The sequence below is a fragment of the Acinetobacter sp. YH12102 genome (genome assembly GCF_013419125.1).
GTDB lineage: Bacteria > Pseudomonadota > Gammaproteobacteria > Pseudomonadales > Moraxellaceae > Acinetobacter > Acinetobacter pseudolwoffii.
This window is the reverse complement of record NZ_VPAS01000008.1, coordinates 1-21,948: the sequence shown is the minus strand read 5'-3', so window position 1 is coordinate 21,948 and position 21,948 is coordinate 1. Positions and strand designations below refer to the sequence as shown.

General features: G+C 44.9%; 19 protein-coding genes. 13 read left to right on the top strand and 6 right to left on the bottom strand.

Translation table 11 applies throughout. The annotated features are described in order from the left end of the window. Nucleotides 1–72 precede the first annotated feature (72 nt). A complete protein-coding gene (locus FTU42_RS09010; RefSeq protein ID WP_100357182.1) occupies nucleotides 73–1,755 on the top strand; it encodes an AMP-binding protein in 1,683 nt (560 codons plus the stop codon). A gap of 78 nt (nucleotides 1,756–1,833) precedes the next feature. Here FTU42_RS09010 and FTU42_RS09005 read toward each other — a convergent pair whose 3' ends face one another. Then, a complete protein-coding gene (locus FTU42_RS09005) occupies nucleotides 1,834–3,057 on the bottom strand; it encodes a CaiB/BaiF CoA-transferase family protein (RefSeq protein ID WP_180083296.1) in 1,224 nt (407 codons plus the stop codon). Nucleotides 3,058–3,389: 332 nt separating this feature from the next. On the opposite strand from FTU42_RS09005, the gene FTU42_RS09000 reads away from it, so the two are divergent. Beyond that, nucleotides 3,390–4,661: an MFS transporter gene (locus FTU42_RS09000; RefSeq protein WP_074382789.1), complete on the top strand. Its 1,272-nt coding sequence runs from the start codon at nucleotides 3,390–3,392 to the stop codon at nucleotides 4,659–4,661. Between the two features lie 81 nt (nucleotides 4,662–4,742). On the opposite strand, the gene FTU42_RS08995 is transcribed toward FTU42_RS09000, so the two are convergent. After that, nucleotides 4,743–5,234: a MarR family winged helix-turn-helix transcriptional regulator gene (locus FTU42_RS08995; protein ID WP_005170960.1), complete on the bottom strand. Its 492-nt coding sequence runs from the start codon at nucleotides 5,232–5,234 to the stop codon at nucleotides 4,743–4,745. Nucleotides 5,235–5,659: 425 nt separating this feature from the next. On the opposite strand from FTU42_RS08995, the gene FTU42_RS08990 reads away from it, so the two are divergent. The 4 genes from FTU42_RS08990 to aliA all read left to right on the top strand — a co-directional run bounded on the left by FTU42_RS08990 (nucleotide 5,660) and on the right by aliA (nucleotide 10,149). Next, nucleotides 5,660–6,427: a glucose 1-dehydrogenase gene (locus FTU42_RS08990; RefSeq protein ID WP_180083295.1), complete on the top strand. Its 768-nt coding sequence runs from the start codon at nucleotides 5,660–5,662 to the stop codon at nucleotides 6,425–6,427. Between the two features lie 62 nt (nucleotides 6,428–6,489). Beyond that, on the top strand, nucleotides 6,490–7,272 hold the full coding sequence (gene badI / locus FTU42_RS08985) for a 2-ketocyclohexanecarboxyl-CoA hydrolase (protein ID WP_180083294.1): 783 nt from the start codon (nucleotides 6,490–6,492) through the stop codon (nucleotides 7,270–7,272). A gap of 12 nt (nucleotides 7,273–7,284) precedes the next feature. Beyond that, on the top strand, nucleotides 7,285–8,442 hold the full coding sequence (gene aliB, locus FTU42_RS08980) for a cyclohexanecarboxyl-CoA dehydrogenase (RefSeq protein WP_005096887.1): 1,158 nt from the start codon (nucleotides 7,285–7,287) through the stop codon (nucleotides 8,440–8,442). A 51-nt stretch (nucleotides 8,443–8,493) separates the two neighbouring features. Further along, a complete protein-coding gene (aliA, locus tag FTU42_RS08975; protein ID WP_180083293.1) occupies nucleotides 8,494–10,149 on the top strand; it encodes a cyclohexanecarboxylate-CoA ligase in 1,656 nt (551 codons plus the stop codon). A gap of 86 nt (nucleotides 10,150–10,235) precedes the next feature. Here aliA and FTU42_RS08970 read toward each other — a convergent pair whose 3' ends face one another. Both FTU42_RS08970 and FTU42_RS08965 read right to left on the bottom strand, forming a co-directional pair. Continuing rightward, nucleotides 10,236–10,913 carry a type 1 glutamine amidotransferase domain-containing protein gene (locus FTU42_RS08970; RefSeq protein WP_005096885.1) on the bottom strand — a complete coding sequence of 226 codons (678 nt, stop codon included), beginning with the start codon at nucleotides 10,911–10,913 and terminating at the stop codon, nucleotides 10,236–10,238. Nucleotides 10,914–11,063: 150 nt separating this feature from the next. Continuing rightward, complete coding sequence (locus FTU42_RS08965; protein WP_180083292.1) at nucleotides 11,064–11,948, bottom strand: LysR family transcriptional regulator; 885 nt, start codon at nucleotides 11,946–11,948, stop codon at nucleotides 11,064–11,066. Nucleotides 11,949–12,124: 176 nt separating this feature from the next. Between FTU42_RS08965 and FTU42_RS08960 the strand changes: the two genes are divergently transcribed. The 6 genes from FTU42_RS08960 (at nucleotide 12,125) to FTU42_RS08935 (ending at nucleotide 19,354) form a co-directional block, all read left to right on the top strand. Next, complete coding sequence (locus FTU42_RS08960) at nucleotides 12,125–13,654, top strand: CoA-acylating methylmalonate-semialdehyde dehydrogenase (protein WP_005170980.1); 1,530 nt, start codon at nucleotides 12,125–12,127, stop codon at nucleotides 13,652–13,654. Between the two features lie 11 nt (nucleotides 13,655–13,665). Beyond that, nucleotides 13,666–14,556 (top strand): 3-hydroxyisobutyrate dehydrogenase, encoded by an 891-nt coding sequence (gene mmsB / locus FTU42_RS08955; protein WP_180083291.1) that lies wholly within the window; start codon nucleotides 13,666–13,668, stop codon nucleotides 14,554–14,556. An 86-nt stretch (nucleotides 14,557–14,642) separates the two neighbouring features. After that, nucleotides 14,643–16,292: an AMP-binding protein gene (locus FTU42_RS08950; protein WP_005096878.1), complete on the top strand. Its 1,650-nt coding sequence runs from the start codon at nucleotides 14,643–14,645 to the stop codon at nucleotides 16,290–16,292. Nucleotides 16,293–16,351: 59 nt separating this feature from the next. Next, nucleotides 16,352–17,479, top strand: a complete 1,128-nt coding sequence (locus FTU42_RS08945; protein ID WP_180083290.1) for an acyl-CoA dehydrogenase family protein — start codon at nucleotides 16,352–16,354, stop codon at nucleotides 17,477–17,479. Between the two features lie 19 nt (nucleotides 17,480–17,498). Continuing rightward, complete coding sequence (locus tag FTU42_RS08940; RefSeq protein ID WP_005096874.1) at nucleotides 17,499–18,272, top strand: enoyl-CoA hydratase; 774 nt, start codon at nucleotides 17,499–17,501, stop codon at nucleotides 18,270–18,272. Nucleotides 18,273–18,292: 20 nt separating this feature from the next. Continuing rightward, nucleotides 18,293–19,354, top strand: a complete 1,062-nt coding sequence (locus FTU42_RS08935) for an enoyl-CoA hydratase/isomerase family protein (protein ID WP_005096872.1) — start codon at nucleotides 18,293–18,295, stop codon at nucleotides 19,352–19,354. A gap of 89 nt (nucleotides 19,355–19,443) precedes the next feature. Here FTU42_RS08935 and FTU42_RS08930 read toward each other — a convergent pair whose 3' ends face one another. Continuing rightward, complete coding sequence (locus FTU42_RS08930; protein WP_005096870.1) at nucleotides 19,444–19,614, bottom strand: hypothetical protein; 171 nt, start codon at nucleotides 19,612–19,614, stop codon at nucleotides 19,444–19,446. A 184-nt stretch (nucleotides 19,615–19,798) separates the two neighbouring features. Then, on the bottom strand, nucleotides 19,799–20,668 hold the full coding sequence (locus FTU42_RS08925) for an SDR family oxidoreductase (RefSeq protein ID WP_180083289.1): 870 nt from the start codon (nucleotides 20,666–20,668) through the stop codon (nucleotides 19,799–19,801). Between the two features lie 991 nt (nucleotides 20,669–21,659). On the opposite strand from FTU42_RS08925, the gene FTU42_RS08920 reads away from it, so the two are divergent. Further along, on the top strand, nucleotides 21,660–21,948 hold a 289-nt coding region (locus tag FTU42_RS08920), incomplete at its 3' end, for a helix-turn-helix domain-containing protein (protein ID WP_180083288.1).

Here is a 21,948-nt window from a genome sequence, read left to right as displayed (position 1 = left end):
CTGCTAGGAAAATTGAAACCTTAGAGTTTTAACAATACGAAATAAATTTAAAGCAAAGATAGGAGTGCTGTAATGAAAAATCAGCCATGGATGGAAGAATATAAAAAGTGGAATATCAATCCGGAATTTACCCGGCCAGATCCCGAGAAAACCCTGAGCATGACGATTGCTGATAATTTAGTTAAATTTCAGGATAAAACTGCATTTATCTATCGGAATCGCAAGTTCAGCTATAAAGACATCGACGTATATAGCCAGAAATTCGCCACCTATTTGCAGGAGTTGGGGCTGGCAGCTGGTGGCCGTATTGCAGTAATGTTGCCGAATATTATTCAGTACCCGATTGCGACCTTTGCCATTATTCGTGCCGGTTATGTGCTGGTCAATGTCAATCCGATGTACACTCAGCGCGAGCTGTATCATCAGCTACAGGATTCAGGGGCAGAAGCCTTGATTATTCTGGGACAGACTTTGGAGCAATTAACAGCACTAGATGAATGTCCTGCACTCAAATATGTGATTTCAACGCATCCGATGGATTTTATTCAGGATCAGCCCGTGACAGTTTCTCGTCAGGCTGCAGAATATCCAGATAAACGGTTTTTTGACTTTAAACAGGCGATTGATCAAGTCGAAACGATCGATTTTAAGACGCCTGTACAGCATCAGAAAGATACGGTCATTCTGCAATATACTGGTGGAACAACGGGTGTATCCAAAGGTGCTGAACTGAGCCATCGCAATATTCTTTTTAATATCGCGCAGAACAGTACGGTCTTTATCAGTCATTTCGGAGATCGCTATGCTACCGAAGATGAATATGTGTTCTGTGCCTTACCGCTGTATCACATTTATGGTTTTACTATCTGCCTGTTCAGTTATGGTTTGAGTCGCGGTTTCGCCAATGTCCTGATTCCGAACCCGAGAGATCTGGATGCTTTGCTGGATCAATATCAGAAACACCCACCGACTGTTTTTCCGGGCGTGAATACCATGTTTAACGCGCTGGGACATCATCCTCGATTTCGTGAGCTGGATCATTCACGTCTTAAAACCACCACAGGTGGTGGATCGTCTATTTTAAAAAGCACTGCCGAGTTATGGCATGAAATCACAGGCTGCCAGATTTATGAAGGTTATGGACTTTCTGAAACATCACCTACTGCGACCTTTAATCCACCGCTGAGCCGACGCTTTAGTGGCACCATTGGTTTGCCACTGGCAGGAACCGAAATCCTGATTTTAAACGATGAGGCCAAGCCGGTTGAGTTTCAGCAGGCTGGAGAAATCGCCATTCGAGGACCTCAGGTGATGAAAGGTTACTGGCAGCAACCGGAAGCAACGGCTCAGGCATTTACGAAAGACGGCTTCTTTCTGACAGGCGATATCGGCTGTATGGATGAGCAGGGTTATATCACCATTCTAGACCGTAAAAAGGACATGATTCTGGTTTCCGGTTTTAATGTCTATCCGAATGAGCTGGAAGGCGTACTGTCCAAACATCCCAAAATACTGGAATGTGCCGTGATCGGGATTGAGGATGAAAAATCCGGACAGGTACCCAAGGCATTTATTGTGAAACAGGACGCCAACCTGACTCAGGACGAGGTCATGGCTTTCCTGAAACAGCAACTGACCAGTTATAAAATGCCAAAATATATAGAATTCGTATCTGAATTGCCAAAGTCTGCGGTCGGCAAAATTTTGCGTCGTGAACTGCCTCGGACTGTTCAGCCCAATACCAAAGCCTGTTAAAAAAGAATAGAAAATCTGGCTAATTACGGTGAAAATAAAAAAGGAATCATAAAGATTCCTTTTTTATTGCTTGCTAGCTTATCGCTGCTGGATGACTTTTTTGCTTTTCAGCTCATCTATTTCATCCGGGCTTAAAAACTGGCTTAAGACTACATCGGTATCTTCACCTAAACAGGGTGGCGCTTTTTTATACTCTACCGGGGTCTTGGAAAGTTTAATCGGTGAGCCAATCGAGGTGTAATCTTCACGTAAAGTGTGTGGCATCTGGATGACCATCTCACGTGCCAATACCTGTTCTTCTTTCAGAGTCTGCTTCAGGTTATTAATCATACCAACCGGAACTTTGACTGCATGAATCAGATCCACCCAGGTTTGTGCGGGTTGCTTATAGAAATGTGCCTGTAGCACTGTGGTCAGCTCTTCACGATGCATCACCCGTCCTGAATTTTTTAGGAAACGAGGATCTTCGGCGACCTCAGCCAAGCCCACTGCCTGACACAAGGCCTTGAATTGCAGGTCATTGCCACAGGCGATAATAAACTCACCTTGCTGTGCCTTAAAGACCTGATAAGGCACAATATTGGCATGGGCATTTCCAAAACGTCCTGGCACTTTTCCTGAGGTCAAGTAATTCATGGCCAAAACGGAGAGAGAAGCAACCTGAGTATCCAGCAGCGCCATATCAATATGCTGACCTTCACCGGTTTTTTCCCGGGACAATAATGCCGCCTGAATAGCGATTGCAGAATATAAACCGGTAGTCAGATCGGCAAAGGCCAAACCGGCTTTTTGCGGGCCGCCTCCCGGCAAGTCATCGCGTTCACCGGTGACGCTCATCATGCCACCCATGCCCTGAATAATAAAATCATAACCTGGTTCGTGTGCACGTGGGCCGTTCTGACCAAAGCCGGTAATTGAACAGTACACCAGACGCGGATTTAACTGACTCAGACTTTCATAATCCAGACCATATTTTTTTAGAGAACCCGCTTTATAATTCTCGATGACCACATCACTTTGCTGGGCAATTTTTTTAATGATCTCTTGACCTTCAGGCGTAGACAGATCCACGGCAACTGAATGTTTACCGCGGTTGGCAGAAAGATAATATGCCGATTCATGCGTATCTTCCTGCTTGTCATTTTTTAGCCAGGGCGGGCCCCAGATTCGCGTGTCATCCCCGTGATTAGGTTTTTCAATTTTAATCACTTCGGCGCCTAAATCGGCCAAAATTTGACTGCACCACGGGCCGGCTAAAATACGGCTTAAATCCAGTACGCGAAAGCCTGTTAAAGCACCCATCCTTACACTCCCTGTTTTATTGTATTCAATATCATCTAATTTCTAATCCTCATATCAAAATATCTTAAAATGATTTAATAATCAAATTAGCGATAACTAATTTCGTATAACAAAACTTAATATCAAATATTGTTGAAAATTCAACTTATCTTAATTACCTTGATTGGGCTCGACAGGAACAGCAAAAATAAAAGGAGATCTGAAAATCTCTCAGAGAAACCAAGAAAAACAGGAGCTAAAAATTGTCAGGATTGCATTTGTAGCAACCCGTCTATGTGCAAGATGGCAATTAAAACATCAATACGAAATAAGCAATAACAAGGATATTTACAATGACGGATCTCGCAACAGAATTAGGAAAAATCAAGCCCACGACCAAAAGAACCCAGCAAATTGCCTTTATATTTGCTTTTCTGGCCTTACTGGTCGATGGCGCAGACATGTTATTGCTGTCATTTAGCTTGAACAGTCTCAAAGCTGAGTTTGGCTTAAGCAATTTACAGGCAGGAGCACTGGGAAGTTTCACTTTGGCCGGGATGGCCATTGGCGGATTTATGGGCGGTTGGGCCTGTGACCATTTAGGCCGGGTACGCACCGTGGTCATTTCCATCCTGATTTTTTCTACATTGACTGCGGCACTGGGTTTTACCCAGAATTTTGAACAGTTCGCGCTATTACGCTTTCTGTCTGCATTCGGAATTGGCGCTTTATATATTGCAGCCAATACATTGATGGCAGAATATGTACCTACTGAATATCGGACAACAGTCTTGGGAACCTTACAGGCAGGCTGGACAGTCGGTTATATTGTGGCGACCTTGCTTGCTGGCTGGATTATTCCAGACTACGGCTGGCGGATGCTGTTCTTTGTCGCGATTATTCCAGCCGCCATGGCATTTTTTATCCAGAAACTGGTGCCAGAACCAGAGTCTTGGCAGCGGGCCAGACTGCAACGTTTATATGCGCCTGCAGATGTAACGGCAAATCGACCTGTTAAAAAAAGTACCACCAAGGAAATTTTTGCCGATCCTAGAAACCGCAGAATGTTTATCCTGTGGATTTTAACCGCTGGCTTTTTACAGTTTGGTTATTACGGCGTCAACAACTGGATGCCGGCCTATCTAGAATCTGAATTACATATGGATTTTAAATCGATGGCAGGTTATATGATTGGGACTTATGTCGCCATGATTTTCGGCAAGGTTCTGGCTGGCTTTGCAGCAGACCGTTTAGGACGCCGTTTTGTCTTTGCCTTTGGTGCTATTGGCACAGCGATCTTCCTGCCGGTGATTGTACTGTTTAATAGCCCTGACAATATTGCCTATCTGCTGATTTTCTTTGGTTTCCTGTACGGTATTCCTTATGCGATTAATGCCACCTACATGACCGAAAGCTTTGCAACCTCGATTCGTGGTACTGCGGTTGGTGGTGCTTATAATGCCGGGCGTATTGGCGCCATGTTTGCACCTGCAATTATCGGGGCGGCTGCAAGTGGTGGCTCTATCGGTTTGGGCTTCCTGATTATGGGCGGTGCATATTTCTTATGTGGTGCTGTATCCGGGATCTTTATCAAGGACCGTCAATATGATCCGCAAAAAGCATAACTATTCATAAAGTCTGTAAAAATGAGCCTGCTCGGGCTCATTTTTATATGAATCAAAGTGAAGCATCGTGCTTCTCATTTTTTATTCTGCATTCATTTCTTTTGGCAAATGAATATTTTTCAGGCCGTCATTGACTTTATTAAGAAGGTGAATCAGAGTAATGGCATCATCAAAAGTCAGCTTGTTCAAAGCCTGTCCATAAAAATCAAAAAAATCATTCTGCAAACTATCCCAGGTTTTAAAGCCTTCGCTGGTCAGCGCGACATTTTTAGCACGTCTGTCTTGCTCACTGATAATCCGTTCAACCAGACCATCACGTTCCAGACGTTTTAAAACTGCGTCCAGATTTTGCCGGCTTACACCGAGGTATTCGGTCAAATCAGAAAATGACATCCCTGATTTTACCCGCGGCCGAGACAAGGCTCCCAGTACAGCCCAATGCACTGGAGAAATTCCCAGTTCATTCGAGCATTTGCGATCCAGCGTATTCCCCACCTGAAACAGCCTGAAAAAAAGTCTATTGTGGGCAGAGTATAAGGATTGATCATATTTTTTTGACACAGTATCACTCATTTTAAAGATCACCCTGATCAAAGCGTTTAAATAAGAAGCATTATACCTAAAAGGTATCTGCTAGAAATCAAATTCCGTTTTATATCGCTCTATGATGAGGAAACGTTCGATATAGGCTTAGGTTGCTTATGGTCTACATTTTTAGCGTTCCATTCTCTGGATTGTGTAGGCGTTCCAACATCTTTCTTTATGCTGTCACATACCTGTGTTTTAATGCTAAACGTTAAGATCAAAGCCAATATATGTCAATGTATTTATTCTGTTAAAAAGTTAATTTATTGATATTAAATGATTAAATAAATATTTAATTTTAATTTATGTAAATATATTGACATAAAAATATTCTAATCCTATTTTAGTGATAACAGGCGATATATGAACAATAGTTAATCAGAATCAGATAAAAATATACCAGGGAGAGCTAAATGAAAGGCTTAAAGGACAAAGTAATCATCGTGACTGGTGGCGCAGGTGGAATTGGTTCGGCAACCTGTCGCCGTCTGGCGGAAGAAGGTGCCAAAGTTGCGATTTTTGATATGAATATTGCAGCCGCTGAACAATTGGCTCAGGACATTAATCAGCACAATAATCAAGCTTTGGCGGTGCAGTGTGATATTACCGATCGCGATGTGGTCGAGCAGGCTGTACAGCAAGTAGAAGCCGAGCTTGGCCCGATTGATGGTCTGGTCAATAATGCCGGTTGGGATATTTTCAAACCTTTTATCAAAACGAATCCGCAAGAATGGGGAAAACTGATTCAGATCAATCTGGTCGGTATGCTGAATATGCACTTTGCCGTTCTGAAAGGTATGGTCGAGCGCAATTCTGGCAGTATTGTCAACATTGCCTCTGATGCTGCCCGAGTCGGTTCTTCAGGTGAAGCGGTTTATGCTGCATGTAAGGGCGGACTGCTTTCATTCTCAAAAACACTGGCCCGTGAACATTCTCGTCATAACATCAAAATTAATGTGATTTGTCCCGGACCAACCGATACAGCCTTACTGGCAGGTGTCACCGAGGGTGCATCGAATCCAGAAAAATTACGTGAGGCTTTCACTCGTGCTATTCCACTTGGTCGTTTAGGCCAGCCGGAAGATTTAGCTTCTTCGATTGCATTCTTTTTAAGTGAAGATGCCAGCTTTATTACCGGGCAAGTACTCAGTGTTTCTGGTGGTTTAACCATGAGTGGTTAAGCAAAAATTGCTAGAAAATACGAAAAATAAGGTCAGATAGATAAATACAGGAAGTTATAACAATGAATTTTGAAGATATTTTATATGAAGTGAAAAACGGTGTGGCCTGGATCACCATCAATCGCCCAGAAAAAATGAATGCCTTTCGTGGCACCACCTGTGATGAATTAATCAAGGCCCTAAACAAGGCCGGCTATGACCGTGAAGTGGGTGCGATTGTACTGACTGGCGCCGGTGATCGTGCTTTCTGTACTGGCGGGGATCAATCCGCGCATGATGGAAACTATGATGGCCGTGGCACCATTGGTTTGCCAATGGAAGAATTACATACCGCAATGCGTGATGTGCCTAAACCGGTGATCGCTCGTGTACAAGGTTATGCGATAGGTGGCGGTAACGTTTTGGCGACTATTTGTGACCTGACCATTTGTTCAGAGAATGCCATTTTTGGTCAGGTGGGACCGAAAATGGGTTCAGTCGATCCGGGTTATGGCACAGCGTATTTAGCACGTGTAGTCGGTGAGAAAAAAGCCCGTGAAATCTGGTATATATGCCGTCGCTATACAGGCCAAGAAGCGGTTGCAATGGGTCTTGCCAATAAATGTGTACCTGCAGATCAACTTGATGCTGAAGTACAGGCTTGGGCCGAAGAAATCTGCCAGCGTAGTCCGACAGCCATCGCCATTGCCAAACGTAGCTTCAATATGGATACCGCACATCAGGCGGGGATTGCCGGTATGGGCATGTATGCACTAAAACTGTATTACGACACGGAAGAATCGCGTGAAGGCGTCAATGCACTCAAAGAAAAGCGCCAGCCTGAATTTCGTAAATTTTATAAATAAGGAAGATACAGCATGACTAAAAATCCTTATATTACGGAAGACTTAGAGTTTTTAGCAGAAACTGCTGAAAAGTTTGCGCAAAAATATATTGCCCCCGGTTTTTTAGAACGCGATCAAAGTCGGGTGTTTGATCGTGATCTGGTCAAAAAAATGGGAGAGATGGGCTTTATTGCACCGGAACTTCCGGAACAATATGGCGGCCAAGGCATGGGACGTCTGGCAGCAGGCATTATTCATGAAGCGGTAGCCAAAGCGGATTTAAGTTTTTCCTATATCAATCTGCTCGCTTCGCTAAATGGCCAGATTCTGGCGGAACATGGTCAACCCGAAGTGGTTGAACCGTGGCTGAAGAAACTGACCGCCGGTGAAGCAATTTTTTCGATTGCCTTGACCGAGCCGCGTGGCGGTTCAGATGCTGCCAACCTGCGTTTAAAAATCGAACGTGACGGCGATGAATATATCATTAATGGCGAAAAGACTTCGATTTCGGCTGCCGATCAGGCCGATGCTTCGGTGGTGTTTGGCCGTACTGGTGCCCATGAGGACGGCGCACATGGCGTGACAGCACTTCTGGTTCCCATGAATTTATCTGGCATTAGCACCACGCGTTTTGACTGTCATGGGCAACGTGCCATTGGTCGCGGTTCAATCTTCTTTGATAATGTTCGCGTTCCGGTCAATCATCGCTTAGGTGATGAAAACAAAGGTTTTGTGCAGGTCATGCAAGGCTTTGACTTTTCACGTGCCTTGATTGGTTTACAGGTTCTGGCTGTTGCACGTGTCAGTCTGGATGAAGCCTGGGAATATGCGGCGCAACGTGAAGCCTTTGGTCAGCCCTTAACAGCATTTCAAGGCGTATCGCATCCATTGGCCGAGTATGAAACCCAGGTAGAAGCCGCGCGTTTACTCTGTCTGCAAACCTTATGGCTCAAAGACAATCATCTGCCACATACTTCCGAAGCTGGAATGTGTAAATGGTGGGGGCCAAAACTGGCCTATGACGTGATTCATCAATGCTTATTGACCTTTGGTCATGCCGGATATGACCGTGGTGTGATGGAACAGCGCATGCGTGATGTACTCGGCTTCCAGATTGGTGACGGAACAGCGCAGATCATGAAAACCATTATTGCGCGTAAAAAAGCAGGACGCAAAGCGGTACCAGCTTAGCTCATATTGAGCTCAGCCCTGGCCGATATAATTAAAATCAGGAGTAACCGAATGGAATTCGATGCAGTTCTTATAGCTTCCAGAAAAGAAAAAATGCTGAAAGAAGGCTACTGGTTAAATAAAACCATTATTGATTCTCTGCGTCAGACCATCGACAAGAATCCAGATAAAACCGCACTGGTCAGTTTTAAAGTAGAAGATCAAACGGAGCAAGTGTTTAGCTATCAGGATCTCTGGAACATGACCAATAAAATTGCTTTAGGTTTAAAGCAATTGGGCGTGACTAAAAATGATGTGGTCTCGTGTCAGTTGCCGAACTGGTGGGAATTTACCTTGCTGTATCTGGCCTGTAGTCGAATCGGCGCCATACTGAATCCATTGATGCCGATTTTCCGGGAACGGGAACTGGAATTCATGCTGAAACATGGTGAAGCCAAAGTATTTATCGTACCAAAAAGCTTCCGTAATTTTGATCATGAACAGTTGGCAAATCACTTAAAGACTAAAATTGAGACCTTGCAACATGTGGTGGTGGTCAATGGTCTTGAAGAGAATAATTTTGATCGGGTATTGGTCAATCATGGTCTTGAGCAAGATTCTTCCGCCGTTACAAACCTAGATCAGCTTGAAGCTCGTCCTGATGATATTACCCAGCTGATTTTTACCTCAGGCACTACCGGTGAGCCGAAAGGGGTGATGCATACCGCCAACACTTTATTTTCCAATATTGTTCCCTATGCAAAACGGCTACATTTAAATGAAGATGATGTGGTACTCATGGCCTCACCGATGGCGCATCAAACCGGCTTTATGTATGGCCTGATGATGCCGATTGAACTGAATGCCAAAGTGGTGTTGCAAGATGTCTGGGATGTATCACAAGCTGTCGATTTAATTCACCAGCATCAGGTCAGTTTCACCATGGCGTCCACACCATTCCTGAATGACCTGTCTACCACCGTTGCGGAGCAGCAGAATCAGGTCAGCAGCCTGAAAACCTTCTTGTGTGCAGGTGCACCGATTCCAGGCTCATTGGTACAAAAAGCACGGGAAACCTTAGGTGTCAAAGTGATTTCTGCTTGGGGCATGACCGAGTGCGGCGCAATTACCACCACACGACCTGAAGATGAGGATGAACGTTCCTTTAATACGGATGGGATTGCTTTGCCCGGTGTAGAGATCAAAATCGTCAATAAAGCGGGAGAAATTAAACCGCTGAATGAGCCGGGACGCTTAATGATTCGTGCCTGTTCAAGTTTTGGCGGTTATTTAAAACGTGCACATTTAAATGATACCGATGCAGATGACTGGTTTGATACCGGAGATATTGCCTATCAGGATGAGCAAGGCTATATCCGGATTTGGGGGCGCAAAAAAGATGTAATTATTCGTGGTGGAGAAAATATTCCGGTCGCAGAAATTGAATCTCTGCTGTATAAACACCCGAATATTGCCGTCGTGGCGCTGGTGGCTTATGCCGATGAACGACTCGGTGAAAGAGCCTGTGCGATTATCAAGCTTAAAGATCCAAGTCAGCCATTAGAACTAAGTGATATCGTCAACTTTTTGAAAACCCATAATCTGGCGATGCAGTATATTCCAGAGCGTTTGGAGATTTGGGAAGATATTCCAATGACGCCGTCTGGAAAAATCCAGAAGTTTAAACTTCGTGAACTGCTGGCCAGTCATCTTGCCTCAGCCAATTGATCGTTAAAGATAAACTCCTGAAATATATTCAGGAGTTTTTGCTATAGATTGAAATGGGAAGCCAAACCTTAAATTGATTTATCGCGTTATTTTAATAACTTCAATAAAGCTTCAGCTGTCGCAGCCGAAGAGGCAGGATTTTGTCCGGTAATGAGCAGACCATCTTCTTGGACATAAACCTGCCAATCCTCAGCTTTGGAATATTGGCCACCTTTTTCTTTGAGCATGTCTTCCACTAGAAATGGCACAATATCGGTCAGGCCCACGCCGTCTTCTTCGCTATTACTGAAACCGGTGACCGATTTACCTTCGACAATCGAGCGACCTTCAGCATCTTGAACATCACGAAGTACGCCCGGCGCATGACAAACCAATGCCACAGGTTTATTGGCCTGCAAAGTCTGCTCAATCAAGGAAATAGAGTTCTGGTCTTCGGCTAGATCCCATAATGGACCATGACCACCGGGATAGAACACTGCATCAAAATCCTGATTTAAGACTTCACTTAATTTATATGTATTGGCAAGCTGCTGCATGGCCACTTCATCTGCTTCAAAACGCTGGGTGGTTTCAGTCTGTGCATCCGGTTCATTACTTTTTGGGTCTAAGGGCGGCTGGCCACCCGCAGGAGAAGCCAAAATTAGCTCTGCACCTGCATCAACAAAGCTATAGTAAGGTGCAGCTAGTTCTTCCAGCCAGAATCCGGTTTTCTTTCCGGTATCGCCAAGCGTGTCATGTGAAGTCAGAACGATCAGAATTTTCATATTATTTTCCTGTATCTCATTAAATATTGCGAATGGCTGCTTGTTAATTTAACAAGTCGCGGGCATCAGGAATGTTGTGATACGTTCATTTGCTGTATCGATACGTTTGTGTTTGAGTTGAATTAACTTAAGGCTGTATTTATAGCGCAATTATCTGCCCATTAACAGGTCTTGCTGAAGGTCCGCCTGTTTACGCAGAAAATCCCAGACCAGTTTAATTTTCGGTTCGTGTTGCAGATCGACCAGCGTCAGCATCCAGAAAGTGTGGGTAAAACTGACCTGATCGCCCAGAACCTGTTGCAGTTCGCTTTTATCATGGGCCAAAAATTTCGGTAAAATAGCTAGCCCGGCACCGGCACTGACCGCAATTTGCTGGGCCAGAATACTGTTACTGCGAAAACAGGCACTGACCTGCAAGGGAAGACGCTCCAGCGAATACAGTGCAGTGCTATAGACCAGATCATCAATATAATCGACAAAACGGTGCTGCTTGAGGTCTTCCAGTTTTTTAATTTGCGGATTTTTCTGTAAATAATGCTGACTGCCATACAGTTTTAGACAGTAATTCGACAGACGGGTAATGATATAGGGGCCCGATTTGGGCCGGTCAATCGCAATTACAATATCGGCTTCACGATGCGAAAGTTTGATCGCTTTCGGCACCGGAATCAGGTCAATGGTCAGTAAAGGGTAGTGCTGGGAGAACTCGGCCAGTAAGCGCGCTAAAAATGCCGTACCAAAACCTTCTGGTGCACCAATCCGGACCCGGCCTTGCAAGGGATCGTTGCGTTTGTCAATCTGGATAAAGGATTGTTCCATCAGTTCCACACGCGGCACCAATGCCAGACCTTCCGAGGTCAGCTCATACCCTGTCGCTTCGCGTTTAAACAGTTGAGTACCCAAGGTGTTTTCCAGCGCCTGAATCCGCCGTGCCACGGTACTGTGTTCCACCCCAATCAAGCGTGCTGCATTGGTGAGCGTTTTGGCACGTGCCAAAACCAAAAAGAAACGTAAATGATCCCAATCTACTTTCATCTTCTATTTAACATCCTGTTAAATCCCTGTGCATATTTGCACATCTATCGTGCATCAATTTCTATTGGTGGTCAAAGTGTTCTTTGTTAGTCTGCTGAAACAGCGTAAAAATAATACGTTTAAAACAGCCAGTAAAGGCAGACACAACGACAATAACAAACCAGCACGGAGCGACCATGAACGCCATTCATCATCCACAGCAAAGTACCGGATTCACCACCGCAAAACTCCTCATTAATGGTGAATTTGTCGAATCAAAAACCAGTCATTGGCAAGATATTATCAACCCTGCCACTCAAGAAGTTTTGGGTCAGGTACCATTTGCAACTGCAGAAGAAGTCAATGCCGCGATTGCTGCCGCACAAAATGCCTTTGCCAGCTGGCGCCAAACCCCGATTCAGGCACGTATGCGGATTATGTTGAAGCTGCAGGATCTGATTCGTACTAACTTAAAAAGTATTGCCCAAGTATTAACGGCGGAACAGGGCAAAACCCTGGCTGATGCCGAAGGTGACATTCAGCGTGGCTTAGAAGTGGTGGAGCATGCCTGTTCTATTGGTTCACTACAAATGGGTGAATATGTTGAAGGTGTGGCACGTGGGGTCGATACCTATACCTTGCAGCAACCACTCGGTGTTTGTGCGGGAATTACGCCGTTTAACTTTCCGGCGATGATTCCACTGTGGATGTTCCCGATGGCGATTGTCTGCGGTAATACCTTTGTCTTAAAGCCCTCGGAACAGGATCCGCTATCGACCATGATGCTGGTGGAACTGGCAATTGAGGCAGGCGTACCTGCTGGTGTGCTGAATGTAGTGCATGGCGGTAAAGAAGTGGTGGATCTGCTGTGTACCCATCGTGACATCAAAGCCATTTCCTTTGTCGGTTCAACCGCTGTGGGTACGCATGTCTACAATCTGGCCGGCCAGCACGGTAAACGTGTACAGTCGATGATGGGCGCGAAAAACCATGTCGTGGTGATGCCGGATGCCAATAAAGAACAGACCTTAAATGCGTTGGTCGGTGCAGCATTTGGTGCAGCCGGTCAGCGTTGTATGGCGCTTTCGGTGGCCGTGATGGTCGGGGACACCAAGCACTGGGTCGATGAACTGGTGGCTAAAACCAAAACCTTAAAGGTGAATGCCGGGCATGAACCGAATACTGATGTTGGGCCAGTGATTTCGACCCGTGCCAAAGCCCGTGTCATAGACTTAATTAACAGTGGCGTTGAACAGGACGCTGAACTGCTGCTGGATGGCCGTGATGTAAATGTTCCGGGTTATGAAAAAGGCAATTTTGTCGGGCCAACGATTTTTAATCAGGTCACGACCGATATGCGCATTTATCAAGAAGAAGTCTTCGGTCCGGTACTGGCGATCATACATGTTGATACTTTAGAACAAGCGATTGAGCTGATTAATGCCAATCCATTCGGTAACGGCGTTGGACTCTTTACCCAAAATGGCAATACTGCACGCACATTCCAGCACCAGATTGATATCGGTCAGGTCGGTATTAACATTCCAATTCCTGTACCTGTGCCGTTCTTCAGCTTTACCGGTTCGCGTGGTTCAAAACTGGGGGATTTAGGTCCTTATGGCAAGCAGGCAGTGCAGTTCTATACCCAGACCAAAACCATTACCAGCCGCTGGTTTGAAGATGATCAGGAAACCACAGGCGTCAATACCACGATTAGCCTGCGCTAAGGAGCATCAGCATGAAGATTGCATTTATTGGTTTGGGCAACATGGGCGGCTCGATGGCGCAGAACCTGCTCAAGGCAGGGCATCAGGTTTTTGGTTATGACTTGAGTGAAGTCGCTTTACAGCATTTTGCCGAAGCGGGCGGTATCGTTTGTGACAGTCCACAAGCTGCCGCAAAACAGGCAGATATTGTGGTCAGCATGTTGCCTGCAGCCAAGCATGTACGTGAAGTTTATCTCGGTGAGCACGGTATTCTGAACGTGCTTCAGGCGGGCAGTTTGTGTGTCGACAGCAGTACCATTGACCCGCAAACCATTCAGGAAGTTGCTGCAGCAGCGCAGGCCAGACAGATTCGCGTCTGCGATGCGCCAGTCTCTGGCGGGACTTTGGGCGCCAAAGACGGTACCTTGACCTTTATGGTGGGTGCAGACGATGCCACCTTTGAGGCCGTAAAACCGGTCCTTGGCTGTATGGGAAAAAATCTGGTGCATTGTGGTGCGGTGGGAACAGGACAGGTTGCAAAAATCTGTAATAACCTGATTCTGGGGATTTCCATGACTGCTGTCGCAGAAGGCATGGCACTTGGGGCCAAACTGGGAATTGATCCGCAAGCACTAGCCGGGGTAATCAATAGTTCCACCGGACGTTGCTGGAGTTCTGAAATCTATAATCCCTGGCCGGATATCTGTGCCAATGCACCGTCATCACGGGGTTATACCGATGGTTTTGCAGCACAGCTGATGCTTAAAGATTTGGGCCTGGCTGTCGATGCAGCGCAACAGGTGGACCAACCGGTGGTTCTGGGTAGCATGGTGCAGAAACTCTATCAACAGCTTTGTCAGGAAGGGGATGCACATCTGGATTTTTCCAGCATCATGCATCAATACACCACGCCACCTGCTTAAAACTTAAAATATCCAGATGGAGCAAGGATTCGCTTCATCAACAATACCTTGTCAGTAATAACGATAAATTCAGGCTGAGGTTTAACATGTTAGATTATCAAAAAACAATTGAAAATTTTGATTTAGATGCAGTGGCAAAGCAGTATCTGTCCGGTTCGATGCAGGCGCTGAACGCCTGTTATGAATGCTGCGACCGCCATGCAGATTCCGATGCAATTGCTTTACACTGGTACGGTAAAGATGGCCGTAAAGAACAGTATAGCTTTCGCGAACTCAAGAAATATTCCAGCCAGTTTGCAAATTTCTTAAAATCTCAAGGCATTGGCAAAGGCGACCGCGTTTCCGGATTATTACCGCGGACTCCGGAGCTGATCATTACCATTTTAGCGACCTGGCGGATTGGTGCAGTGTATCAACCTTTATTTACAGCCTTTGGTCCCAAAGCTATTGAACATCGCATTCAGCTGGCGCAAAGCAAGCTGGTAGTGACTGATCTGGCGAATCGGGAGAAACTATCCAATCTTAGTGCTTGTCCCACGATCGTCACCGTACATGTTGAAACCGAGGCAGAGCGTTATCCACAGGACCTCAGTTTTTGGACTGTGTTAAATCGCCAGGCTGAAGGTTGTGAACTGGAAATGCTCAGTATCGATGAGCCATTTTTATTGATGTTTACCTCTGGAACCACTGGACCGGCCAAGCCCTTAAAAGTTCCACTTAAAGCCCTGATTGCTTTTGCTGGCTATATGCACAATGCCATCGGTCTAACCGAAGATGATGCTTTCTGGAATATTGCTGATCCGGGCTGGGCTTATGGTTTGTACTATGGGATTACCGGCCCGTTATTGCTCGGACACTCGACCCTGTTTTATGAGGGTGGTTTCAATGCCGAAAGTGTCTGCGACATTGTCAAGCAATATGGCATTACCAATCTGGCCGGTGCGCCGACCGCTTACCGCATGATGATGGCAGCAGATGCTGAACAGATGGCACAGCTACGGGGCAAGTTGCGCGTGGTCAGCAGTGCTGGAGAACCTTTAAACCCGGAAGTGATCCGCTGGTTTAAAGAGGTGCTGGATGTGCCAATTTATGACCATTATGGCCAGACTGAAGTCGGGATGGTGGTGTGTAATCATCATGCGCTACAACATCCGGTCCGTTCAGGTTCGGCAGGCTTTGCCAGCCCGGGTTACCGGATTGCAGTCGTCGATGAACAAGGTCATGAGTTAACGGCTGACGTTCCGGGCGTCCTGGCAGTGGATATCAGTCAATCACCCATGATGTGGTTCTCGGGTTATGAAGAAAGCCGTAAATCGCCCTTTGTTGGACATTACTATTTAACCGGTGATACCGCGGAAATTCATGCTGATGGCAGTATGAGCTTTGTTGGACGTAGTGATGATGTCATTACCACCTCAGGCTATCGCGTGGGGCCATTTGATGTGGAAAGTGCCTTGCTGGAACATGATGCCGTGATTGAAGCAGCAGTCATTGGCGTGCCTGATCCTGAACGTACCGAAGTGATTAAAGCCTTTGTGATTCTGGCGAATAACTTTGCAGCTTCATCTCATCTGGAAGAAGAACTAGGCCAGTTTGTGAAAAAGCGTTTGTCTGCGCATGCCTATCCGCGCCTGATTGAATTCGTCACAGAATTGCCAAAAACCCCGAGTGGCAAGATTCAGCGTTTCTTACTGCGTAATCAGGAAATCAACAAGCAGCAGGTAAAGACCGCATAACTAGCCAAAGCCAGCAGATTGAATAAAAATATTAAATAAAGAGATTGAAGGAAGCATCCATGCAATTTACGGAAGAGCAACAACTGATTCAGGATATGGCCAAAAGCTTCGCTCAGGAACAGATTAAACCTTTTGCCGGCGAGTGGGATCAAAAAGGCATATTTCCTAAACAGACCTTGTCTCAAATGGGTGAGCTAGGTTTTTTAGGCATGCTGATTCCAGAAGAGTGGGGCGGTTCAGGTACAGGCACGCTGGCTTATGTACTGGCCCTCGAAGAAGTGGCAGCGGCAGATGGTGCAACGTCCGCCATCATGAGCGTACACAACTCGGTGGGTTGTGTGCCGATTCTCAAGTTTGGAACGGAACAGCAAAAGCAGCAGTTTCTAAAACCTTTGGCTCAAGGGCAAATGATTGGTGCCTTCGCCCTGACCGAACCGCATACCGGATCGGATGCTGCAGCGATTAAAACCCGTGCAGTCAAAGATGGCGATCACTATATTATCAATGGCGCCAAACAGTTTATTACCTCGGGTCATAATGCCGGGATGATTATTGTCTTTGCCGTGACCGATCCAAGTGCGGGAAAAAAAGGCATGAGTGCATTTTTAATCCCACGCGACACTCCCGGTTATGAAGTGATTCGGGTCGAAGAAAAACTCGGTCTGCATGCTTCGGATACCTGTCAGATTTCTTTAACCGATGTCCGCATTCATGAAAGTTTAAGACTCGGTGCAGAAGGTGAAGGTCTGAAAATTGCTCTCGCTAATCTGGAAGGTGGACGGATTGGTATTGCCGCACAAGCAGTGGGTCTGGCTCGCGCTGCATTGGAAGAAGCGACTGTTTATGCACATGATCGCGTGGCCTTTGGTAAGCCGATTTTTGAACAGCAAGCGATTTCTTTCAGGCTGGCCAGCATGGCCACCGAAATTGAAGCGGCGCGACAACTGGTCCATTTTGCTGCACGTAAAAAGGAAGCAGGTAAAAGCTGTTTAACCGAAGCCTCTATGGCCAAACTCTTTGCTTCGGAAATGGCAGAACGTGTCTGTTCCAAGGCCTTACAGATTTTTGGTGGCTACGGTTATCTGAAAGACTTTCCGATTGAACGCATTTATCGCGATGCACGTATTTGTCAGATTTATGAAGGCACCAGCGATATTCAGCGTCTGGTAATTGCACGTAGTTTATAATTTTAAAGGGATTTTTATCATGCAATGGCAAACTATTTTACTCGAACAGCGTAACGGGGTCGGGCTGATTACTTTAAATCGTCCACAAGCCTTAAATGCCTTGAATAATCAATTGATCGTTGAGGTGAATCAGGCGCTGGATCAGCTGGAAAAAGACCCGCAGATTGGCTGTATTGTCATCACTGGTTCGGAAAAAGCCTTTGCTGCAGGTGCAGATATCAAAGAAATGGCAGATTTAAACTTTCCGCAAATTTATCTGGATGATTTTTTCAGTCTGGCCGACCGGATTGCCCAGCGCCGTAAGCCCTTAATTGCTGCGGTGAGTGGCTATGCCTTGGGCGGTGGTTGTGAATTGGCCTTAATGTGCGATTTTATTTACTGCGCTGATAATGCAAAATTTGGTTTGCCTGAAGTCACTTTAGGGGTATTGCCCGGCATTGGCGGAACGCAACGTTTAACCTTGGCGATTGGTAAAGCCAAAGCCATGGAAATGTGTCTGACTGCACGTCACATGGGCGCGCAAGAAGCCGAGCAAAGTGGGTTAGTGGCACGTGTCTTTGCCAAAGAAGAGTTACTAGAACAAACTCTGCAAGCTGCCGAAAAAATTGCTGAAAAGTCGCTTACGGCCGTGATGATGATTAAAGAATCAATTAATCGGGCTTTTGAAGTCAGTCTGGCCGAAGGTCTACGCTTTGAACGACGGATATTCCATTCCATTTTTGCCGGTGCTGATCAAAAGGAAGGCATGCAGGCTTTTGTCGAAAAACGCCCAGCCAAATTCACCCATCAATAAAACAAAAATAGGAAAATAAAATGAGTGATGAAAATAATTTAGCGATTCGGGTACAAGGACGTTTAGGCATTATCAGCCTGGACCGCACCAGTCATTTAAATGCCTTAACCCTGCGGATGATTCAAGGGATTCAGTCACAACTAGATCAGTGGCGCCATGATCCAGCGGTGCAAGCGATTCTGATCAATTCTAACAGTCCCAAGGCATTCTGTGCCGGAGGAGACATCCGTTATCTGTATGACAGCTATCAGGCAGGCAATACCCAATATCAGGATTTTTTTGCCACTGAATATAGCATGCTGAGCACACTGCGCAATTTTCCAAAGGCTGTCATCGTGATGATGGATGGTTATGTTCTGGGCGGTGGCTTTGGTCTGGCTCAAGCCTGTCATATTAAAGTGAGCAGTGAAAAATCACGCTTTGCCATGCCAGAAACCGCGATTGGATTTTTCCCGGATGTGGGAGCCACCCACTTTCTCTCCCGACTGGATGATGTAGGCATTTATATGGCGTTGACAGGGGAGCAGATCAGCAGCAGTGATGCGCTATATCTGGATCTGGTCGATTATCATGTACCGAGTGAAAATTTTGCTGAACTAGAAACCGCATTGATTGCTGCACCGGTATTAAATCAGATTGAAATCCAGAAAATCATCAGTGCGTACATTACCCATCCGGTAGAAAGCGAGTTGCAAAAACGTGCAGATCTGATTAGTCAGCATTTTGGCCATCCAAACCTCGATGAGATCGAACAGAGTTTGGCACATGCAAGTAGTGCTACCGATCAGGAGTGGGCCAATAAAATGCTGGTCATCTTGCAGCAACGTCCAGTCATGGCCAAGCAAACGAGTCTGAAGTTACAGCAGGCAGGACAAAATTTATCGCTGGAAAAATGTATGCAACTGGAGCGAGATCTGCAGGATGTCTGGTTGGAGCAAGGCGACTTTATTGAAGGTGTACGTGCACTGATTATTGATAAAGATAAAAATCCACAATGGCAAACCGATAATTCGAAATTTGAAAAAACGCTGGAAAAACTCTGGCCGGTTTGGACTCAACAGCGCGTAGAAAATACATATTAAAGATTCAGATTAAAAACCCTCTCATACGCAGTAATGAGAGGGTTTTTCGCCGAGCTTTCAACATAGGGTTTTACCCTAACTTTCTATTCTTAATGGGATTTTTTCCTTTTCTTGCCACCGCCATCTTGCTTGTTGACAGTAGACCAGGCAATACGTTCGGCTTCCTCCTCAGAATGACCGCGTTCTTTTTCGCTTTCTTCAATATGTTCGGCCTGCCGTTTTTGTTTATCGGTATAGGCGGATTTGTCACCTCTAGGCATATTGCTGTCCTCATCAAGGTTGGCTGAAATTACTATAACAATGACCTGTTTCTATGGCGGTAAATATCTGTCATGTATTTGTTGAAATTATTTTATAAAACCAGCATCTTTTAAGTGATAGGAAACCTGAAGAATAAATGAATGAAGATAACGGTTCTCACTGACTGTTATCTTCAAATTCTAATTAACCGTTAATGATACTGCCTCCATTAACATGAATGACTTGACCGGAAATATAACTGGCTTCTTCACTCGCTAGAAATAAATACGCTGGTGCGACTTCACTAGGCTGGCCCATCCGACCCATGGGTGTCTGTTTACCGAACTCTTTGAGCTGTTCTTCATCAAAACTGCTTGGAATGAGGGGAGTCCAGATGGGGCCGGGTGCTACGCCGTTGACCCGGATCCCGGTTTTATTTTTTAACAAACTGGTGGAAAGACTGCGGGTAAATGTGGTGATGGCACCTTTGGTACTTGAGTAATCAATCAGTTCATCATGTCCATGATAACTGGTAATACTGGTGGTATTAATAATGCTGTCACCTTCTTGCATGTGCGGAATCACAGCCTGAGTCAAGTGAAACATCGACAGAATATTCACATTAAAGGTCTTAAAAAGTTGCTCAGGAGAAATATCGCTAATACTTTTTTGCGGATATTGAACCCCGGCATTATTGACCAGAATATTAATGGTTTTAAATTCCTGAAGCGTCTGCTCAACCATTTTCTTGATTTCATCTTGATCTTGTAAATCACACTTGATCAGTAAACAACGCCGTCCTGCATCCTCTACCATCTTTCTGGTATCTTGAGCATCCTGATCTTCATCCAGATAACAAATCACAATATCAGCACCTTCACGGGCAAACAAGACCGAGACTGACCGACCTATACCGCTATCGCCACCTGTGATCAGGGCGATTTTACTTTTAAGTTTATCGCTACCTTTATAATTCGGTTTGATGACTTCCGGTGCAGGATCCATTTTGGTTTGCACACCAGGTTGATGATCTTGAGTTTCATTTGAAGCAGGGGTTTCAGGATAGTTATTCATGTTTTCCCTTTTTCTGTACAAAGTTTAGAAATATCTTAGAGGCTTTCTAGCTTTATGCATTCGGTCTCAACATTTAATAACAGAATGCATTCGAGATTTATCAATTATTCATAGAGCTGTGATTGACATGATTTTAAGTAAAACTAGATACCGCCATTGTCTAAATCTTAATAGAACAGAATACCGCCTATGGTTTACAGCATTCTATCTCTCACATTTTGAGCAACCATTTCTATCATAGCTTTTATGTCCTTTTAGGATATAGCTTTATATTTAATCAAACATCTGAAATTATTGAATAAATTAGTAATTATTATATTCATTAAAATTTATCTAAAGAGCAAGTAGATAAAACTTTTGTGAAATTATCTAATTAACAAATAGCAAAAAAATGCTTTAGATATTGCAAAGCTTAAAAAGCAGCAATATTGCAAACTTATTAAAATAATAAAGATAAAGCAGAAAACCCCATTGAAAGAGAAACTATTCATGATTTACCAGATGTATATGGGCTAGAATCTCTAGCAGATCATACTTCAGATAAGGATAGGCCTTTACCAGGTTTGGCAGGGTCAATAAATATATTAGCAAGAAGATACACCAGTAAAATTACATGAAGGTGTTGAAGCAGCCAAACTAACATGGTCACACTAAATGTAATAGCTGACCTAATAGTGCATGAGAAATTTCATTTGAAAAAAAGGAAATATGAGATTCACCTCATTAAGATTTTGAGGCATATCTCTATAAAGAAATGAGCTGTTGAGATTAAAAAGTAATGAAGCTGAAAATTTCAAAATTAACTTTTATGAACAGTAGAAGATAGATGAACTTAAAGTATCATGTACTCAATTTAACATAATATACATTATACGAAATCAGTGTGTAACTCCAAAATAGAAATGTCCGGTTTCTCCAAAGTAAAAATGTCCGCTTTTAGAATATGCACTTTTGCAATTTCGTTAGCGGACGGTTTGATATGTTGGTGTCTATGTCGGATAAAGAACTTAAACGATTGTCGGTCTTGCAGGAAATCTGCGATCAACGCATAACTCAATCCCAGGCTGCTCAGCTACTTCATATTTCAGAACGTCAGATCAGACGCTTACTGCAGAAATACCAAGCTCAAGGTCCCGCTGCATTAGCCCATGCTGGTCGTGGCCAAATCAGCAATTCCAAACTTCCTGAAGAACTCAGACTCAAGTGCCTCAATATTGTTTCTGACCAACTCCATGGTTTCGGACCCACTTTAGCGCATGAAAAGCTCACCACCGTACATG

Excerpts from the sequence above, each read along its gene's own strand:
- FTU42_RS09010 (WP_100357182.1), top strand. The coding sequence starts at position 73 with ATGAAAAATCAGCCATGGATGGAAGAATATAAAAAGTGGAATATCAAT.
- FTU42_RS09005 (WP_180083296.1), bottom strand. The coding sequence starts at position 3,057 with ATGGGTGCTTTAACAGGCTTTCGCGTACTGGATTTAAGCCGTATTTTA.
- FTU42_RS09000 (WP_074382789.1), top strand. The coding sequence starts at position 3,390 with ATGACGGATCTCGCAACAGAATTAGGAAAAATCAAGCCCACGACCAAA.
- FTU42_RS08995 (WP_005170960.1), bottom strand. The coding sequence starts at position 5,234 with ATGAGTGATACTGTGTCAAAAAAATATGATCAATCCTTATACTCTGCC.
- FTU42_RS08990 (WP_180083295.1), top strand. The coding sequence starts at position 5,660 with ATGAAAGGCTTAAAGGACAAAGTAATCATCGTGACTGGTGGCGCAGGT.
- badI (WP_180083294.1), top strand. The coding sequence starts at position 6,490 with ATGAATTTTGAAGATATTTTATATGAAGTGAAAAACGGTGTGGCCTGG.
- aliB (WP_005096887.1), top strand. The coding sequence starts at position 7,285 with ATGACTAAAAATCCTTATATTACGGAAGACTTAGAGTTTTTAGCAGAA.
- aliA (WP_180083293.1), top strand. The coding sequence starts at position 8,494 with ATGGAATTCGATGCAGTTCTTATAGCTTCCAGAAAAGAAAAAATGCTG.
- FTU42_RS08970 (WP_005096885.1), bottom strand. The coding sequence starts at position 10,913 with ATGAAAATTCTGATCGTTCTGACTTCACATGACACGCTTGGCGATACC.
- FTU42_RS08965 (WP_180083292.1), bottom strand. The coding sequence starts at position 11,948 with ATGAAAGTAGATTGGGATCATTTACGTTTCTTTTTGGTTTTGGCACGT.
- FTU42_RS08960 (WP_005170980.1), top strand. The coding sequence starts at position 12,125 with ATGAACGCCATTCATCATCCACAGCAAAGTACCGGATTCACCACCGCA.
- mmsB (WP_180083291.1), top strand. The coding sequence starts at position 13,666 with ATGAAGATTGCATTTATTGGTTTGGGCAACATGGGCGGCTCGATGGCG.
- FTU42_RS08950 (WP_005096878.1), top strand. The coding sequence starts at position 14,643 with ATGTTAGATTATCAAAAAACAATTGAAAATTTTGATTTAGATGCAGTG.
- FTU42_RS08945 (WP_180083290.1), top strand. The coding sequence starts at position 16,352 with ATGCAATTTACGGAAGAGCAACAACTGATTCAGGATATGGCCAAAAGC.
- FTU42_RS08940 (WP_005096874.1), top strand. The coding sequence starts at position 17,499 with ATGCAATGGCAAACTATTTTACTCGAACAGCGTAACGGGGTCGGGCTG.
- FTU42_RS08935 (WP_005096872.1), top strand. The coding sequence starts at position 18,293 with ATGAGTGATGAAAATAATTTAGCGATTCGGGTACAAGGACGTTTAGGC.
- FTU42_RS08930 (WP_005096870.1), bottom strand. The coding sequence starts at position 19,614 with ATGCCTAGAGGTGACAAATCCGCCTATACCGATAAACAAAAACGGCAG.
- FTU42_RS08925 (WP_180083289.1), bottom strand. The coding sequence starts at position 20,668 with ATGAATAACTATCCTGAAACCCCTGCTTCAAATGAAACTCAAGATCAT.